The organism is Microbacterium terrisoli (assembly GCF_030866805.1).
Taxonomy (GTDB): Bacteria; Actinomycetota; Actinomycetes; order Actinomycetales; family Microbacteriaceae; genus Microbacterium; species Microbacterium terrisoli.
In genome coordinates, this window is sequence record NZ_CP133019.1 from 600,468 (window position 1) to 617,753 (window position 17,286).

General features: G+C 63.2%; 12 protein-coding genes and 3 rRNA genes. 9 read left to right on the top strand and 6 right to left on the bottom strand.

Features of this window, described 5'->3' with window-relative positions; all coding sequences use genetic code 11:
* Nucleotides 1-2: 2 nt before the first annotated feature.
* The 6 genes from QU603_RS02550 to QU603_RS02575 form a co-directional block, all read right to left on the bottom strand.
* Nucleotides 3-920 (bottom strand): polysaccharide pyruvyl transferase family protein, encoded by a 918-nt coding sequence (locus QU603_RS02550; protein ID WP_308492933.1) that lies wholly within the window; start codon nt 918-920, stop codon nt 3-5.
* The gene (locus tag QU603_RS02555) at nt 917-2,059 is read right to left on the bottom strand and encodes a glycosyltransferase family 4 protein (protein ID WP_308492934.1); all 1,143 of its coding nucleotides are present in this window, start codon (nt 2,057-2,059) and stop codon (nt 917-919) included. Before QU603_RS02555 ends, QU603_RS02550 begins: the two co-directional genes overlap by 4 nt.
* Before the next feature lie 26 nt (nt 2,060-2,085).
* On the bottom strand, nt 2,086-3,852 hold the full coding sequence (locus QU603_RS02560) for a tyrosine-protein kinase domain-containing protein (RefSeq protein WP_308492935.1): 1,767 nt from the start codon (nt 3,850-3,852) through the stop codon (nt 2,086-2,088).
* Nucleotides 3,853-3,970: 118 nt separating this feature from the next.
* On the bottom strand, nt 3,971-5,368 hold the full coding sequence (locus QU603_RS02565; protein ID WP_308492936.1) for an O-antigen ligase family protein: 1,398 nt from the start codon (nt 5,366-5,368) through the stop codon (nt 3,971-3,973).
* Nucleotides 5,369-5,458: 90 nt separating this feature from the next.
* Complete coding sequence (locus tag QU603_RS02570; protein ID WP_308492937.1) at nt 5,459-5,728, bottom strand: PqqD family peptide modification chaperone; 270 nt, start codon at nt 5,726-5,728, stop codon at nt 5,459-5,461.
* The gene (locus QU603_RS02575) at nt 5,725-6,579 is read right to left on the bottom strand and encodes a nucleotidyltransferase family protein (RefSeq protein ID WP_308492938.1); all 855 of its coding nucleotides are present in this window, start codon (nt 6,577-6,579) and stop codon (nt 5,725-5,727) included. The genes QU603_RS02570 and QU603_RS02575 overlap by 4 nt, the downstream gene beginning before the upstream one ends.
* Before the next feature lie 547 nt (nt 6,580-7,126).
* Between QU603_RS02575 and QU603_RS02580 the strand changes: the two genes are divergently transcribed.
* The 9 genes from QU603_RS02580 to rplB all read left to right on the top strand — a co-directional run bounded on the left by QU603_RS02580 (nt 7,127) and on the right by rplB (nt 17,286).
* Nucleotides 7,127-8,653 (top strand): 16S ribosomal RNA (locus tag QU603_RS02580).
* A gap of 384 nt (nt 8,654-9,037) precedes the next feature.
* A 23S ribosomal RNA gene (locus QU603_RS02585) occupies nt 9,038-12,145 on the top strand.
* 108 nt (nt 12,146-12,253) lie between these two features.
* Nucleotides 12,254-12,370, top strand: a 5S ribosomal RNA gene (gene rrf, locus QU603_RS02590).
* Together the 16S, 23S and 5S rRNA genes form the textbook arrangement of a ribosomal RNA operon.
* A 925-nt stretch (nt 12,371-13,295) precedes the next feature.
* Nucleotides 13,296-13,877: a hypothetical protein gene (locus tag QU603_RS02595; protein ID WP_308492939.1), complete on the top strand. Its 582-nt coding sequence runs from the start codon at nt 13,296-13,298 to the stop codon at nt 13,875-13,877.
* Between the two features lie 610 nt (nt 13,878-14,487).
* On the top strand, nt 14,488-14,796 hold the full coding sequence (rpsJ, locus tag QU603_RS02600; protein WP_308492940.1) for a 30S ribosomal protein S10: 309 nt from the start codon (nt 14,488-14,490) through the stop codon (nt 14,794-14,796).
* 8 nt (nt 14,797-14,804) lie between these two features.
* Nucleotides 14,805-15,464: a 50S ribosomal protein L3 gene (rplC, locus tag QU603_RS02605; protein WP_308492941.1), complete on the top strand. Its 660-nt coding sequence runs from the start codon at nt 14,805-14,807 to the stop codon at nt 15,462-15,464.
* 4 nt (nt 15,465-15,468) lie between these two features.
* Nucleotides 15,469-16,125: a 50S ribosomal protein L4 gene (gene rplD / locus QU603_RS02610; RefSeq protein WP_308492942.1), complete on the top strand. Its 657-nt coding sequence runs from the start codon at nt 15,469-15,471 to the stop codon at nt 16,123-16,125.
* Nucleotides 16,122-16,421 (top strand): 50S ribosomal protein L23, encoded by a 300-nt coding sequence (gene rplW / locus QU603_RS02615; protein ID WP_308492943.1) that lies wholly within the window; start codon nt 16,122-16,124, stop codon nt 16,419-16,421. Before rplD ends, rplW begins: the two co-directional genes overlap by 4 nt.
* Before the next feature lie 25 nt (nt 16,422-16,446).
* Nucleotides 16,447-17,286 carry a 50S ribosomal protein L2 gene (gene rplB / locus QU603_RS02620; RefSeq protein ID WP_308492944.1) on the top strand — a complete coding sequence of 280 codons (840 nt, stop codon included), beginning with the start codon at nt 16,447-16,449 and terminating at the stop codon, nt 17,284-17,286.

Here is a 17,286-nt window from a genome sequence, read left to right on the forward strand (position 1 = left end):
CGTTAGGGCCTCGGGTGCCTGATCCCGAGTGACGCACCCGAAACGACGCCCCAGGGGAACGAACGCCCGCCGGTCGAGGAGAGCCAGAGGGCAAGGGCGCGTTCGAGGCCGTCCGTCAACTGTCGGACCAGCGCGTCGTCCGCGGAACTGGCCGACGACATGAGGTCGTTCAGCGATGCCACCTCGGAGAACGGCACGTATCGCGACCGTCCCGGTGTGACGGCGGCCTCGTAGTCGCGGAACTTGAAGTCGCCGCCTGTGAGTGGCGGCTCCATCGTCGTCCAGCATGCCGGGATGCCGTATGAGTCGGCGGTGACGAGTCCGTGCAACGAGGTGGTGAAGACGACGTCGCACGAGGCGATCTGGCGAACGGTGACGGCCGCACTTCGATGCACGTTGATGACGGTGACCACTCGCCCGCCGGTTCGTGCCAGCGCAGCGAGTCGCGAGTTTTCACGATGGTGACCGTGCGGAACGATCCCAATGTGAAATTGCGACGGCGGCTTGGCAACGTGACGGCTCACGAGCAGCCCCGGATCGCCGTAAGCGACCGAACCTGTCGCACCGATGCGTTCTGCCGTCAGAGGTCCGCGCACGGCGAGAACGTGGGCGTCGGGAAGCGGATGACGCCCGTCGGCCATGAGTCCCGACCCCCAGATCGCACCGTCATACGTCTGCGGCAGGAACTCGAGAATGCTGCCTACACCGGCCAGTCGCGCTTCGCTCGCGCGTCGATGAACGGGCAGAATCCCATACCGTGGCAGCAGCCACGGCGTCATATCATCGCCGAAGTTCGGATGGCCGTCCCACCAGAACGTCGGGATGACACGGCCACCGTGCCACATCGCCCCTCGCAAGCCGGCGGCTGCAGCGCGACGGACTGCGCGTGCGCGCCGCCGTAACGGTGCGTGGTACTTCATGCGGTCACCGCTCGAGCATCTTCGACGGATCGGTACAGCGCGTGGTAGTCGTCGGCCACGCGGCGCCACGTGAACTCGCCGACGCGCGCGTGTCCTGCGCGCCCGAGCCCCGTACGCAGCACGTCGTCGGTGGCGACTTTGATCATCAGCCCTGCGAGAGCCGTGGTGTCAAGCGGGTCCACGAGCAGGCCATCGACGCCGTCGTGCACGAACCCGGGCGCACCACCGCGGGATGTCATGATCAGCGCCGCGCTGCTGCGCCATGCTTCGAGTGCGACGATACCGAAGGCCTCACTGCGGCTGGGCACCACCACGCACTGCGCGTGCGACATGGCATCGGCGATCTGCTGTGCGCTCAGACGGCCGAGCAGGCGCACCTCATCGGCGATCCCCTGGGAGTCGGCGAGGCCGGTCAGGGCATCGCGCTCGGGCCCGTCGCCGGCGATCAGCAGCCGATGCGATGCTGTCAGCCCAGACTGTGCGAACGCCTCGATCAGCAGATCGAATCCCTTCATGCGGCCAAGCCGTCCTACGCCCAACAGGTACGGTCGATCGACCGGTGCGGCGGACTTGCGGTCCGGCCCGATGCTGAGATCGACTCCGTTGGGCACGACCGTGCCGTCGGTCAAGGCGTAGCGCGTGCGCAGGTCGTCGAGTACGTACTGTGATGGCGCGGTGACGAATGCCGCGCGGCTCAGAGCATCTGTGAGCCCGCGCCTCAGTAGCCGTGATCGCTGGAAGGCACCGTTGTCGTCGGCCAGCGTCTCGCCGTGCGACGTGATTGCCAGCGGCGTACCCGTCGATCTGCGCAGGCGCAACGCGTAGATGCCATTGGGCCCGAAGCAATGCACATGCAGCATTGTCGGGCTGAACTGCTCGTATGCGCTGCGCCATGCACGCCGCGCACGCGGAGAGCGCACGATGAACCGTGCGAGCGCACCGATGCGGCGCGCCGGCAGCGGCGTCGGCAAATAGCGCACTCGCACACCGTCGAGGACGCGCTCGCCGAGATGTTCGCCACGATCGACGGTCCACACTTCTACCGGAGTCCCCGCATTCTGCAACTCGCGTGCGACCTGGCGGACATGCTCTTCGACCCCGCCGAAGTACGGATGGTACGACGATGCGATGAGAGCCACGCGCATCGGACTCTCCAGGGGACGGTTCACGACCGGCGCGTGCGCTCGCGCGTCTTGCGCGGTGTCGGCGTCTCGTTCTCACCGAGCAGCGCGGTGAAGACTCCGGTCGCGGTGTCAGGCTCACCGGCGAGTGGCGCGCCGTCGGCGAACGTGATGTCGTTCGATGACTTCGGTGGCGCTGCCGTGGTCCGCTGCCGCCGTGGGTTCCGCGGCGCGCGGCGCGGAACAGCTGCAGCATCAGGTTCAGCAACAGTGGGTGCAAGCCAGGCGGCCAGGTCATCGTCTGACGGCGCGGGCGAGGTTGAAGAGGCCGGCGATTCGGTGGGCGCCGGCGACGAGGCCGGGACAATCAGCGGCGTCGAGGCGGCAGTCGGCAGATCCTGCGCGGTCGAGCGACGGTGCACAGGTTCGGCCTCGGTCTCAGCGGGCTTCTTACCGTACCCGCGGTAGTACGCGTACGCGTAAGGCGAGGCGTCCACCCCGCGCAGCGGTGCACGGTTGAGCACGATTCCCAGCGCGCGACCTCGAGCGTTCTTGAGGGCCTCGAGCGACTTCTCCGCCAGGTCGTAGGTCGTCTTGCCGACGCTGACGACGAGCAGAGCGCCATCGGCCTGGTGCGTGAGGACGGCACCGTCGGTGACCGGCAGCAGTGGCGGTGCGTCGATGATCACGGTTGCCTCGGCCGAGAGATCGCGGAGCAACGTGTGCATCCGCTCCGACCCCAGCACCTCGCTGGGATTGGGGGGAACCATTCCGGCGGTCAGCACAAGCAGATTCGGCATGTCGGGCACGCGCTGCAGCAGTGCGGTCACCTCGGCGCGGCCGGCCAGGACGTCGCTGAGTCCTGCACCGCCGGGCAGCCCCATCTTCTGCGCAACCGTGGAGCGCCTCAGGTCACCATCGACGAGGATCACCGGCGCGCCGCTCGCGGCGAGTGTGCGCGCCAGTTCGGTCGCGACCGTTGACTTGCCATCGCCGGGCACGGGGCTGGTCACGACGATCGTGCGCGGGGGATGGTCGACATCCATGAATTGCAGATTCGTACGGAGCACCCGCATCGCTTCGGGGAATGCGAAGGCGTTGTTGGGGCCCCGCTTGGACTTCTTGCCATTGACCGGCATCTCCGGCAAAGTCCCCACGACCGCGTGCCCGAGTTTGTCGGCAACCTCGTCGCCATTGCGGATGCGCCGATCCGAGGCAGCGCGGATGAGTGCGAACGCGACGCCGAAACCGAGTCCTATGACTCCGCCGACCAGCAGTGCCGTGCGCGTATCCGGGAAGATCGGCTTCTGTGACGCGGTGGCCGGATCGCCGAGGAAGACGTTGACGGGTGCGGAGCCGGCCTTACCCGTGCCGTTGACGGTGTCGATGGTCGCCTGCAGGCCCTTGACCCACGCGTTGGCGAGCTGCTCGGCTTGATCGGGAGTCGCAGCAGTGGCCGTGATCGCGAGGATGGCGGTGTTCTGCGTGTTCGTCACAGTGATGTGGCTGGCAAGCTCGCGGGGCGATGAGTTGAGCTTGAGCGCGTCGATGACGTGGTCGGCTGTCGACTGCCAGCCGGCATAGCTGGTGAATGAGTCGACGAAGGTCTGCGCGAAGGTTGCGCTCTGCACCCCGGGGCCGACCGAGTTGGCACCGTCCTCGGAGGTCGCGATATAGGCGGATGCAGATGCCGCATAGACGGGCTTCTGCGTCGCGGCCCAGCCCCACGCGGCGAGCACGCCGACGAGGGTCATGAGCACGATGGCCACCCAATACCTGCGCAGGCCGTGCAGATAGTCGCGCAGCTCCATGTTCCCCCTCGCGCCGCCCAGATCGCTCCTGACAATGGTAGGCCACAGGAGGCTGTTGCGTCTGGGAGTAATGTGCGCGATCCGGTACGCGTCACACCAGCCGGCGCAAGAAGGGGCGCTACAGACGATCGCGCGACGCCCGATGCAGCCCGGACAGTGGCAGTGCGGTGGTCACGAAGGTGCCGGGGAACGCGGCACCCTGCACCATCGATGGTGGATGTCGCTCCACCCAGGCCTTCGCACCCAGGCAGATGCCTGCGATGACGAACGGGATCGACACCTGCGAGCTGACCCAGAACAAGTCGAACTGACCCTGCACGAGGCGGCTGATCACCACTGTGGCGGCGAGCGTGCCGTAGACCGGATCCATCCGCCACAGCACGATGATCATGCCGACCCACATGATCGCGAAGCCGAGCAAACCCACGATCCCCGCCGAGACGAGCACTTCGACCTCGCCCTGCGGAGGCTGATAGTGGATCGTCGGATCGACATACCAGAACCGCAGTCCGTGGCCGAAGATCGGTGAGTGCTTCCAATAGGCGTACAGCTCACGCAGCCAGTCCAGCCGCTGGAACACCGAGTTGAACTTGTTCTGCGACTGGATCTGATCGTTGACCATCGAGATGATCATCCAGGTCGCCGGGATCAGCAGCAGCAGCACCGCACGTGAATGACCGGACAATCGGCGACGACTGACCACGAGCACGATCGCGATCATGAGGCCGATGAGCGCTTGACGTGACTGCGTCATCAGGATCGCAACGATCAAGGTGATCATCAACGCGCGTCGTGGGTTTTTCGCGCACCGCGCCCAGTCCGGGTTGATATAGACGATGAGGGCGGCAAACGCCATGACGGTGCCGGCGAAGTTCTTGTGCATGGCAAACGGCCACGTTGGGTAGACGCCCACGAAGTCGCCGTGAACGTATTGCACAGCACCCGTGGCGAATGTGCCGATGGCGATGACGACCGCAGCCGTCACCATGAGCCGCAGGGCGAGGCGCGCGTAGCCGGCGCTGCCCAGGGCCCATCCCATCACCAATGCCCCCGACACGAGCAGCCAGGCATGGAACCACTCGACGGTGTTCTGAATGTAAGGGTTGACGATGACGGTCAGGACCGTCGCGAACTGGTAGACGGCGTTGCACCAGAGCAGGGCCCGCAGTTCCCGGCTGAACGGGCGCGTGCCGAGCAGCACCGCAGTCCCGAAGGCCGCGGCCAGCGCGGCGTCAGAGACAGTGAGGTCGATCCCGCCGAAACCAAGGCGTGTGACCACGAACAGCACGGGGGTGGCCATGAGGGGGATCGCCATCGACACCCGCATCGTGAGGGCTGCACCGATCACAAGGCCCGCGATCACGAAGGCGGGGATCGCGTCGTGGACGAGACCACGCACCAGCAGGAAATAGACGGCGAGAGCGACACCGGCGGCGAACAGCACCCAGCGCCACACGTTGGCCCAGGTCGGGCCCAGGCGCTCGAGCCATCGCAGCGCTGCGCTCGTCGACGTCATCGGATCCCCTTGCGCCCATCCCCGTGGGGCGTTCTCGCCGTCAAGTATCGCAGGCGTTCTGCTTCGTCGGCAGTCGTTCGTCAGCGATGGTCAGTGCTCTGTCGCCAGCAGGCCCTGTTCATGCAGCGACATAACGAAGTTCGCAATCGCCGCGTCCAGGTCGTCTGGCGGATCGATAAGCCGATCTGCGACGCGCGTCCTCAAGGTGTCGGCATCGCCATCCATGCGAAGCAGCTCCCAGATGACGGCGGCGATGCCGTCCAGTACGACGATCGGGCCATCGGGCACCACGGCGGCGTATGAGACATCGTCGATGTGGATGGACGCAACCCCTGCGGCGAGAGCGAGCCGAGCGGTCATCGCCGTGCTCGCTTTCGCCCGAGCCACTCGCGCACGGCCAGCGCCGGGCGCGCCACGAACGCTCGCGCGACGTCTGTGGGGCGGGGCGGGCGGCCGAGCTGATGTTCGAGGTGCTCGATGTTGACGGCGGGCGCCCGCAGGATCAACAGCATCCTGTCTCGCGTCGTCGGGGCGGCGCGGATGCGAGCCCGCCACTCTTCGGCACGCGTGCCTCCGCGAGTGATGACGCGCCACAGCGGGTAGCTGCGGGCGCTGCGGTGGCGGTCGAGGTCACCTGTCGCGGCCGCGAAACCGACATCGGCCTGAAGCCTGTGCACCAAGGCCATCGTGGCGGCCCGGTCGACGGCGGGTGAAGACGTCCAGAGCCGCTCGACAACGGCCTGGCGTGAATTGCGTGCACTGTTCAGAAGCAGGATCACCCGTTGTGCGGCGACTGAGGGCACGGCGCCCGCGACGGTCGCGATATCGATCGGCCGGCGCTCGGACCACAGCACATCGAACGCTTCGACGGGGTCGCGCTCGATGCCGGGGAACAGACGGTGCAGATCGAGGTAGCCCCACTGCTCGTGCAGGTAGGTCTGCGCGTGGCCGAACGGCGAACCGAAGAAGAACGAGCTGTATACGCGCCAGCCGTGCTGCAGCAAGTGGGCGTGCAGCCGCGCGACATGCGAAGGGCGCACCAGTACATCGACGTCACTACCAGGGTCCACAGTGTCGCGAAGAGAGCCGTCGACGGCGTCGCCCTTGATGTGCAGCATGTCGACGCTCGCCTGATCCGCGATCACCTGGACGGCCGCACGGCACAGCTTCAGGCGAGCCGCCTGAGGTATCTGCACCGGCTCGTTAGCCATGCCGATCAGCCTATCTGCGGCGCCCGAAGTCGCCGGCACCGCGCCCGCAATCTCGGCGACACGCCCGAGGTGCACCCTCGATTCGCGCCATGCCGTCGGCTCACGTAGAGTCTTACTCGTTCGCCCCAAAGGGAAGTGCCGGGAGGCCGAAAGGCCCCGCCCTCTCAAGCAGCGAACCACCTCCCACAACACGATCCCCCCGGGGATCCGATGTGCGGAGGATCTTGCCTGTCCCGCTTCATCTGAGTCGGATGCCGCAGCCTCTGGCTGGGGATCACGGTTTGACGAGCGGTTCAGGCGAGGCTATGATTGTGAAGTTGCCCTGCGGCGATGGACTGTGGTCCGGGTTTGTGGGTGTGTCCGATCCTTGAGAACTCAACAGCGTGCACTTGTCAAATGCCAAATTATCCTCGTCGGTCTTTCGGGACTGGTGAGAATTCCTTTGGATCAATTATATGAATGTCAGCAATGATGTTTGTTCTTTTGGTCATGGTTGAACTCGCTGCAGCGTGGACTGTTTTCCCGGTCTGGTTGTGGCATTCGTTTTTTTACGGAGAGTTTGATCCTGGCTCAGGATGAACGCTGGCGGCGTGCTTAACACATGCAAGTCGAACGATGATCCTGGTGCTTGCACTGGGGGATTAGTGGCGAACGGGTGAGTAACACGTGAGCAACCTGCCCTTCACTCTGGGATAAGCGCTGGAAACGGTGTCTAATACTGGATATGAGGCACGGCCGCATGGTCTGTGTCTGGAAAGATTTTTCGGTGGGGGATGGGCTCACGGCCTATCAGCTTGTTGGTGAGGTAATGGCTCACCAAGGCGTCGACGGGTAGCCGGCCTGAGAGGGTGACCGGCCACACTGGGACTGAGACACGGCCCAGACTCCTACGGGAGGCAGCAGTGGGGAATATTGCACAATGGGCGGAAGCCTGATGCAGCAACGCCGCGTGGGGGATGACGGCCTTCGGGTTGTAAACCTCTTTTAGCAGGGAAGAAGCCTTTCGGGGTGACGGTACTTGCAGAAAAAGCACCGGCTAACTACGTGCCAGCAGCCGCGGTAATACGTAGGGTGCAAGCGTTATCCGGAATTATTGGGCGTAAAGAGCTCGTAGGCGGTTTGTCGCGTCTGCTGTGAAATCCCGAGGCTCAACCTCGGGTCTGCAGTGGGTACGGGCAGACTAGAGTGCGGTAGGGGAGATTGGAATTCCTGGTGTAGCGGTGGAATGCGCAGATATCAGGAGGAACACCGATGGCGAAGGCAGATCTCTGGGCCGTAACTGACGCTGAGGAGCGAAAGGGTGGGGAGCAAACAGGCTTAGATACCCTGGTAGTCCACCCCGTAAACGTTGGGAACTAGTTGTGGGGTCCTTTCCACGGATTCCGTGACGCAGCTAACGCATTAAGTTCCCCGCCTGGGGAGTACGGCCGCAAGGCTAAAACTCAAAGGAATTGACGGGGACCCGCACAAGCGGCGGAGCATGCGGATTAATTCGATGCAACGCGAAGAACCTTACCAAGGCTTGACATACACCGGAAACGGCCAGAGATGGTCGCCCCGCAAGGCTGGTGTACAGGTGGTGCATGGTTGTCGTCAGCTCGTGTCGTGAGATGTTGGGTTAAGTCCCGCAACGAGCGCAACCCTCGTTCTATGTTGCCAGCACGTTATGGTGGGAACTCATGGGATACTGCCGGGGTCAACTCGGAGGAAGGTGGGGATGACGTCAAATCATCATGCCCCTTATGTCTTGGGCTTCACGCATGCTACAATGGCCGGTACAAAGGGCTGCGATACCGTGAGGTGGAGCGAATCCCAAAAAGCCGGTCCCAGTTCGGATCGTAGTCTGCAACTCGACTACGTGAAGTCGGAGTCGCTAGTAATCGCAGATCAGCAACGCTGCGGTGAATACGTTCCCGGGTCTTGTACACACCGCCCGTCAAGTCATGAAAGTCGGTAACACCTGAAGCCGGTGGCCCAACCCTTGTGGAGGGAGCCGTCGAAGGTGGGATCGGTAATTAGGACTAAGTCGTAACAAGGTAGCCGTACCGGAAGGTGCGGCTGGATCACCTCCTTTCTAAGGAGCTTCTGAAGGCCTTCGGGTCTTCCAGAACCCAGTCCGGGTCCGTATGTGATCCGCTGGGAGCTCATGGGTGGAACATTTGACATGGCATCAGCGCAGCTGGTCACCGTTAGTACACCGTTTTCGGACGGGGGGAACGTGGGGGTCGGGGAGCGGGGTGCCTGCACGCTGTTGGGTCCTGAGGGACCGGGCCGGCCCCGTTGGGGGGTTGGACGGAACTTCTGGTAGGGCCGTTGGGTGTGCTGGTTTCGGCTGGTGACTCTGGCGGTGCCGCCCGTACTTTGAGAACTACACAGTGGACGCGAGCATCTTGAAGATGCATGCCCTTCGGGGTGTGTGTCATATTTTTTGATTCTTTTTAGATCAAAGCTCATGTGATTTCAAGTCTTTAAGAGCGAACGGTGGATGCCTTGGCATCTGGAGCCGAAGAAGGACGTAGCAATCTGCGATAAGCCTCGGGGAACTGATAAGCAAGTTTTGATCCGAGGGTGTCCGAATGGGGAAACCCCGCCAGGCGGCGTGCCGACCTGGTGACTCCCGTCTGAATGTATAGGGCGGGTAGAGGGAACGCGGGGAAGTGAAACATCTCAGTACCCGCAGGAAGAGAAAACAACCGTGATTCCGTGAGTAGTGGCGAGCGAAATCGGAAGAGGCTAAACCTGGCGTGTGTGATATCCGGCAGGAGTTGCACGTTGGGGGTTGTGGGACATGTCTGGTTTTTCTGCCGAGAGACCGGCGTGACAAGAGCGTATAGGCGAACCGTCTGGGAAGGCGGGCCATAGCAGGTGAGAGCCCTGTAGCCGAAATGCGTGTTCTTGGCGTGATGTGTATCCCAAGTAGCACGGGGCCCGAGAAATCCCGTGTGAATCTGTCAGGACCACCTGATAAGCCTAAATACTCCCAGATGACCGATAGCGGACAAGTACCGTGAGGGAAAGGTGAAAAGTACCCCGGGAGGGGAGTGAAATAGTACCTGAAACCGTTTGCTTACAAACCGTTGGAGCACCCTTGGTAGGTGTGACAGCGTGCCTTTTGAAGAATGAGCCTGCGAGTTAGCGATATGTGGCGAGGTTAACCCGTGTGGGGTAGCCGTAGCGAAAGCGAGTCTGAACAGGGCGTTCAGTCGCATGTCCTAGACCCGAAGCGAAGTGATCTATCCATGGCCAGGCTGAAGCGACGGTAAGACGTCGTGGAGGGCCGAACCCACTTAGGTTGAAAACTGAGGGGATGAGCTGTGGATAGGGGTGAAAGGCCAATCAAACTTCGTGATAGCTGGTTCTCTCCGAAATGCATTTAGGTGCAGCGTTGCGTGTTTCTTGCCGGAGGTAGAGCTACTGGATGGCCGATGGGCCTCACCAGGTTACTGACGTCAGCCAAACTCCGAATGCCGGTAAGTGAGAGCGCAGCAGTGAGACTGTGGGGGATAAGCTTCATAGTCGAGAGGGAAACAACCCAGACCACCATCTAAGGTCCCTAAGCGCGTGCTAAGTGGGAAAGGATGTGGAGTTGCTTTGACAACCAGGAGGTTGGCTTAGAAGCAGCCACCCTTGAAAGAGTGCGTAATAGCTCACTGGTCAAGTGATTCCGCGCCGACAATGTAACGGGGCTCAAGCACGCCACCGAAGTTGTGGCATTCGCATTTTATGACAGGCCTTCGTGGTCCAGTCGTGTGGATGGGTAGGAGAGCGTCGTGTGCCGGGTGAAGCGGCGGGGTGACCCAGCCGTGGACGGCACACGAGTGAGAATGCAGGCATGAGTAGCGAATGACGTGTGAGAAACACGTCCTCCGAAAGACCAAGGGTTCCAGGGTCAAGCTAATCTGCCCTGGGTAAGTCGGGACCTAAGGCGAGGCCGACAGGCGTAGTCGATGGACAACGGGTTGATATTCCCGTACCGGCGAAGAACCGCCCCAGTCAATCCAGTGGTGCTAAGAGTCCTAGCCAGGCGTTGCCTGATCCCTTCGGGGTGATGGTTGTTCTGGTGAACGCTCGACCCCATGCTGGTGCGGCTAGCGTATTAACAGGTGTGACGCAGGAAGGTAGCCCAAGCCAGGCGATGGTTGTCCTGGTGCAAGTGCGTAGGCCGACTCTTAGGCAAATCCGGGAGTCATGAGGCTGAGACACGATGCGGATGAAAAGTGGGTGATCCTATGCTGCCGAGAAAAGCATCGACGCGAGGTTCCAGCCGCCCGTACCCCAAACCGACTCAGGTGGTCAGGTAGAGAATACCAAGGAGATCGAGAGAATCGTGGTTAAGGAACTCGGCAAAATACCCCCGTAACTTCGGGAGAAGGGGGGCCATCCACTTATTAGGTTTTACACCGAAAGGGTGTGGTGGCCGCAGAGACCAGTGGGTAGCGACTGTTTACTAAAAACACAGGTCCGTGCCAAGTCGCAAGACGATGTATACGGACTGACGCCTGCCCGGTGCTGGAAGGTTAAGAGGAGCGGTTAGCGTAAGCGAAGCTGCGAATTTAAGCCCCAGTAAACGGCGGTGGTAACTATAACCATCCTAAGGTAGCGAAATTCCTTGTCGGGTAAGTTCCGACCTGCACGAATGGCGTAACGACTTCCCAACTGTCTCAACCACGAACTCGGCGAAATTGCATTACGAGTAAAGATGCTCGTTACGCGCAGCAGGACGGAAAGACCCCGTGACCTTTACTACAGCTTGGTATTGGTATTCGGTGTGGCTTGTGTAGGATAGGTGGGAGACTGTGAAACCCGGACGCCAGTTCGGGTGGAGTCATTGTTGAAATACCACTCTGGTCACTCTGGATGCCTAACTTCGGACCGTGATCCGGTTCAGGGACAGTGCCTGGTGGGTAGTTTAACTGGGGCGGTTGCCTCCTAAAGAGTAACGGAGGCGCCCAAAGGTTCCCTCAACCTGGTTGGCAATCAGGTGGCGAGTGTAAGTGCACAAGGGAGCTTGACTGTGAGACTGACAGGTCGAGCAGGGACGAAAGTCGGGACTAGTGATCCGGCAGTGGCTTGTGGAAGCGCTGTCGCTCAACGGATAAAAGGTACCTCGGGGATAACAGGCTGATCTTGCCCAAGAGTCCATATCGACGGCATGGTTTGGCACCTCGATGTCGGCTCGTCGCATCCTGGGGCTGGAGTAGGTCCCAAGGGTTGGGCTGTTCGCCCATTAAAGCGGTACGCGAGCTGGGTTTAGAACGTCGTGAGACAGTTCGGTCCCTATCCGCTGCGCGCGTAGGAAGTTTGAGAGGATCTGACCCTAGTACGAGAGGACCGGGTTGGACGAACCTCTGGTGTGCCAGTTGTTCCGCCAGGAGCACCGCTGGTTAGCTACGTTCGGGATGGATAACCGCTGAAAGCATCTAAGCGGGAAGCCGGCCTCGAGATGAGACTTCCATCCCCTTCGGGGGGAGAGGCTCCCAGCCAGATTACTGGGTTGATAGGCCGGATGTGGAAGCACGGTAACGTGTGGAGCTGACCGGTACTAATAAGCCGATGACTTGATAACATCACCCTTTCGGGGTGCGCGCGTCCACTGAGTGGTTCTCGATGTACGGTCGGGAACACAACAACATATGAACAACTTCGTTGTTGGTTTTTGAAACATCCATAGTGTTTCGGCGGCCATAGCGAGAGGGAAACGCCCGGTCACATTCCGAACCCGGAAGCTAAGCCTCTCAGCGCCGATGGTACTGCAAGGGGGACCTTGTGGGAGAGTAGGACACCGCCGGACTTCTTCTGTGAAGAGGCCACCCATTGCTGGGTGGCCTCTTCGCGTTAACACGCACCGCGCCCCGCCGCCTCGCCGTCCTGCGCCCTTCGCGCGTTGTCCCGCATCCCTGGCGACGTGCACCTCTGTTCTTCCCTCCCCGAGCTGCACCTCTGTTCCCCGAGCTGCACCTCTGTTCCCCGAGCTGCACCTCTGTTCCCCGAGCTGCACCTCTGTTCCCCGAGCTGCACCTCTGTTCCCCGAGCTGCCCCTCTGTTCCCCGAGCTGCCCCTCTGTTCCCCGAGCTGCCCGTCGGCCTGCACCACGTGTGGCTCTGTCCGCGCGACGTGGCCCTTCGCCGGCTGGGTCCAACCCGACCATGCGCCTGCGCTTGTGCGTCGTGGAGCGTCCTGAGTCAGAGCCACCCGTGCAGCGAATCGAGCCCACGCATCGTGCTGGGGCATCCATGTATTCGACATCTCCTGCACAACCGTCGCCTGCGGCGAGTTGTCCACCGATGTCGGGTCCACCGCCTCGCGCGAATGTCCGTCTGCGTGATCGTGGAGGTGTGGTGGAGAATGCATCGGCGTCGCGGATCCTGCGTTCCATGCGTGGATCGTCAGTTCCGAACGACGTCCGCATTTCGGGACGCAGGGTGACCCGCGTGTCCAGGGGTGCGTACGTCGTCACCCGCGAGTGGGACGAGTTGTTCAGCGAGGGTCGGCTGTGCACGCGCGCACAAGCGGCGCACCTGCGAATGCGCGCGGCGGACGGAGTCTTCGCTCTTGCGACGGCGGGAGCGCTCCATCGCCTCCCGCTGTATCGTGTTCGCTCCGACCGCGTTGACATGATCTTCGTGGGGAGACACCCCCGGCATAGCGGTAGGGATGTCGCGCGGCATCACCTCCCGCTCAGCGCTGACGAGGTGGTGACCATCGATGGCATGCGTGTGACCTCGCTCGAGCGCACCGTCTACGACATGGTTCGACTCGTGTCGCTCGAAGCGGCCGTCGTCGCATTCGATGCCGCGCTGCGGCAGATCGCCTGGGACGCGGAACGGAACATCTATGACGAGGAACGTGCCGAGCGCTTCCGTGCAGCGGTGCGGGAGCGGATCGCGGCGCACTCCGGTGCGCGGGGGATTCGGCAGGCGCGGTTCGTCGTGGAGTTTGCGGACGGTCGTGCGCAACTGCCGGGCGAGAGCATCTCGCGTCTGTGGATGTGGCAACTCGGCGTGCAGAGTGCTCAACTGCAGTACCGTGTCGATCTCCCCGACGGCCGGTACGCGCTGCTCGACTTCTGCTGGCCGCGGCTTGGGCGCTGGGCCGAGTTCGACGGGCGTTTCAAGTACACCGATTCGACCGTGATGTCCGGGAGGACGAAGGAGCAGGTCCTCCTGGATCAGGCACAGCGACAGCAGGCGGTCGAAGACACGATGGGCTGGCGCTGCGATCGTTGGGGATTCGCTCAGATGGCGACTGTCGACGAGTTCGCTGCCTACCTGCGTTCGATAGGCCTCCTCGGACGTTAGCGCGGGTCCGCAATACGTTGCGGCGGGGCGGAGGCGGCGCGTGCAGCGGGCGGATGCCAGGAGTGCAGCTCATCGACGCCGACGGCGCAGCGCGCGGACCGGGGTGCAGGTCGTGGACGGCGGAGAGGCAGGTCGCGAGGGCGGAGGGGCAGGTGAGCGGCGCGGAGGGGCAGGTCGCGAGGGCGGAGGGGCAGGTGAGCGGCGCGGAGGGGCAGGTCGGCGGGGAGAAGGGGCGGGGTGGGGGAGGGGTCGCGATTTGCGACACGCCCGGGATGCACGTACACTAAACAGGTTCCACATTCCGGCGTGCGCTCGCGCATGCCTGGATCACTGCCAGGGCAGTGCATAGGCATCGCATCAGCGAGATCCTAGGCCGCGGGTAGCAGAACAGCGCAAGCGAGAGCAGAAGCTCGAGCAGCTGTGCGCGAGATCCCCCACACAATCCATCCGTGGTGACGTGTGCGCGGGAGCCGGACGCTGCGCGTCCGGTGTGACAGCAGAACAGCGGTGCAGCATCGCCGGCGAAGCCGGCAAACGTGCCATGGCGTGCAAGCGCCACCGGGCGTCCAATGCGCGTGAGCGTAAGACGCGAGAAGAGAGAGAGCAGACAATGGCGGGACAGAAGATCCGCATTCGCCTGAAGTCGTACGATCACGCCGGCCTGGATTCGTCGGCCCGCAAGATCGTCGACACCGTTACCCGCGCCGGCGCTTCGGTCGTGGGACCGGTGCCGCTTCCGACCGAGAAGAACGTCGTGTGCGTCATCCGGTCGCCCCACAAGTACAAGGACAGCCGCGAGCACTTCGAGATGCGCACCCACAAGCGCGTCATCGACATCATCGACCCGACGCCCAAGGCCGTCGACTCGCTGATGCGCCTCGATCTGCCTGCCGATGTCAACATCGAGATCAAACTCTGAGGCTCGGCATGACTGACATCAACAACAAGACTTCCAAAGGTCTGCTGGGCACCAAGCTCGGCATGACCCAGGTGTGGGACGAGCAGGGCAAGCTCGTTCCCGTCACCGTCATCGAGATTGCCCCGAACGTGGTCACCCAGGTGCGCACGCCCGAGAAGGACGGCTACAGCGCCGTGCAGATCGCGGCCGGTCAGATCGACCCGCGCAAGGTCACCAAGCCCCTCGAGGGCCACTTCGAGGCCGCCGGGGTCACCCCGCGCCGCCACGTCACCGAGGTGCGCACCGCGGATGCCGCGGACTACGCGCCCGGCCAGGAGCTCACCGTCGACGGCACGTTCGAAGCAGGTCAGCTGGTCGACGTCGTCGGCACCAGCAAGGGCAAGGGCTTCGCCGGTGTCATGAAGCGCCACAACTTCAAGGGCGTCTCGGCCTCGCACGGTGCACACCGCAACCACCGCAAGCCCGGTTCGATCGGCGCCTCGGCGACCCCGAGCCGCGTCTTCAAGGGCATGCGCATGGCCGGCCGTATGGGTGGCGAGCGCGTGACCGTCCTCAACCTCACGGTGCACGCCGTCGACGCCGAGAAGGGTCTGCTGCTCGTCAAGGGCGCCGTCCCCGGCGCGCGCGGTCGCATCGTGTACGTCCGCAACGCAGTGAAGGGTGCCTGAGGCCATGGCTGACACGACCCTCGACGTCCGCAAGACAGATGGCAAGAAGGCAGGCTCGGTCACGCTGCCCGCCGCGATCTTCGACGTCAACACCAACATCCCGCTCATCCACCAGGTCGTCGTCGCGCAGCTCGCGGCGGCGCGCCAGGGCACCCACTCGACCAAGCGTCGCGGTGAGGTCTCGGGCTCGGGCCGCAAGCCCTTCAAGCAGAAGGGCACCGGTAACGCCCGTCAGGGCTCGATCCGCGCACCTGAGCACACCGGTGGTGGCGTCGTCCACGGCCCCAAGCCCCGCGACTACGCGCAGCGCACCCCCAAGAAGATGATCGCCGCCGCCCTCCTGGGCGTGCTCAGCGACCGTGCTCGCGGCGAGCGTCTCCACGTGGTGGAGAGCTTCGGCATCGAGGGCGCGCCGTCCACGAAGGCCGCTGCCGCGGTTCTTTCCGAGCTGGGCGCCACGAAGAACATCCTCGTGGTCGTCGAGCGCGCTGACGAGCTGACTGTCAAGAGCGTGCGCAACCTCACCGAGGTGCACGTGCTCAGCTTCGACCAGCTGAACGCCTACGACGTGGTCGTCTCCGACGACATCGTCTTCACCAAGGCCGCTTTCGACGCGTTCGTCGCGTTCAAGAGCGGTGCCACCGAGGAGGTCTCGGCATGACCGCCATCAACAAGGACCCGCGCGACATCATCCTGAAGCCGGTCGTCTCCGAGAAGAGCTACGGCTTGATCGACGAGGGCAAGTACACGTTCTACGTGGACACCCACGCGAACAAGACCGAGATCAAGCTCGCGATCGAGAAGATCTTCGGTGTGAAGGTTGCGTCGGTCAACACGCTCAACCGCGTCGGCAAGGCCCGTCGCACCCGTTTCGGCACCGGCAAGCGCAAGGACACCAAGCGCGCCGTGGTCACGCTGAAGTCGGGCACCATCGACATCTTCACGGCAGTCGGCTGACGGTCGGACGAGGGACGAGAGAATTATGGCTATTCGCAAGTACAAGCCCACGACCCCGGGTCGTCGCGGCTCGTCGGTGGCTGACTTCGCCGAGATCACCCGATCGACGCCTGAGAAGTCGCTGCTGAAGCCGCTCGCCAAGACCGGTGGCCGCAACAACCAGGGGCGCATCACCACACGTCACATCGGTGGTGGACACAAGCGTCAGTACCGTGTCATCGACTTCCGTCGCAATGACAAGGACGGCATCGACGCCAAGGTCGCGCACATCGAGTACGACCCGAACCGCACGGCGCGCATCGCGCTGCTGCATTTCGTGGACGGCACGAAGCGCTACATCCTCGCGCCGGAGAAGCTGCGCCAGGGCGACATCGTCGAATCCGGCGCATCGGCCGACATCAAGCCGGGCAACAACCTGCCGCTGCGCAACATCCCCACCGGTACCGTGGTGCACGCCATCGAGCTGCGCCCGGGCGGCGGCGCCAAGATCGCGCGTTCGGCCGGTGCCGGAGTGCGCCTGGTCGCCAAGGACGGTGCCTTCGCTCAGCTGCGACTGCCCTCGGGTGAGATCCGCAACGTCGATTCCCGCTGCCGCGCCACGATCGGCGAGGTCGGCAACGCCGAGCAGTCGAACATCAACTGGGGCAAGGCCGGCCGCAAGCGCTGGAAGGGCGTCCGCCCGACCGTTCGCGGTGTCGTGATGAACCCCGTCGACCACCCGCACGGTGGTGGCGAGGGTCGTACCTCCGGTGGTCGTCACCCTGTCACGCCGTGGGGCAAGCCTGAGGGCCGCACCCGCCACGCGAACAAGGAAAGCGACAAGTACATCGTTCGCCGTCGCACCGCCGGCAAGAAGCGCAAGTAG

Coding starts and splice junctions, on each gene's coding strand:
- QU603_RS02550 (WP_308492933.1), bottom strand. CDS start 920: ATGAAGTACCACGCACCGTTACGGCGGCGCGCACGCGCAGTCCGTCGC.
- QU603_RS02560 (WP_308492935.1), bottom strand. CDS start 3,852: ATGGAGCTGCGCGACTATCTGCACGGCCTGCGCAGGTATTGGGTGGCC.
- QU603_RS02565 (WP_308492936.1), bottom strand. CDS start 5,368: ATGACGTCGACGAGCGCAGCGCTGCGATGGCTCGAGCGCCTGGGCCCG.
- QU603_RS02570 (WP_308492937.1), bottom strand. CDS start 5,728: ATGACCGCTCGGCTCGCTCTCGCCGCAGGGGTTGCGTCCATCCACATC.
- QU603_RS02575 (WP_308492938.1), bottom strand. CDS start 6,579: ATGGCTAACGAGCCGGTGCAGATACCTCAGGCGGCTCGCCTGAAGCTG.
- rpsJ (WP_308492940.1), top strand. CDS start 14,488: ATGGCGGGACAGAAGATCCGCATTCGCCTGAAGTCGTACGATCACGCC.
- rplC (WP_308492941.1), top strand. CDS start 14,805: ATGACTGACATCAACAACAAGACTTCCAAAGGTCTGCTGGGCACCAAG.
- rplD (WP_308492942.1), top strand. CDS start 15,469: ATGGCTGACACGACCCTCGACGTCCGCAAGACAGATGGCAAGAAGGCA.
- rplW (WP_308492943.1), top strand. CDS start 16,122: ATGACCGCCATCAACAAGGACCCGCGCGACATCATCCTGAAGCCGGTC.
- rplB (WP_308492944.1), top strand. CDS start 16,447: ATGGCTATTCGCAAGTACAAGCCCACGACCCCGGGTCGTCGCGGCTCG.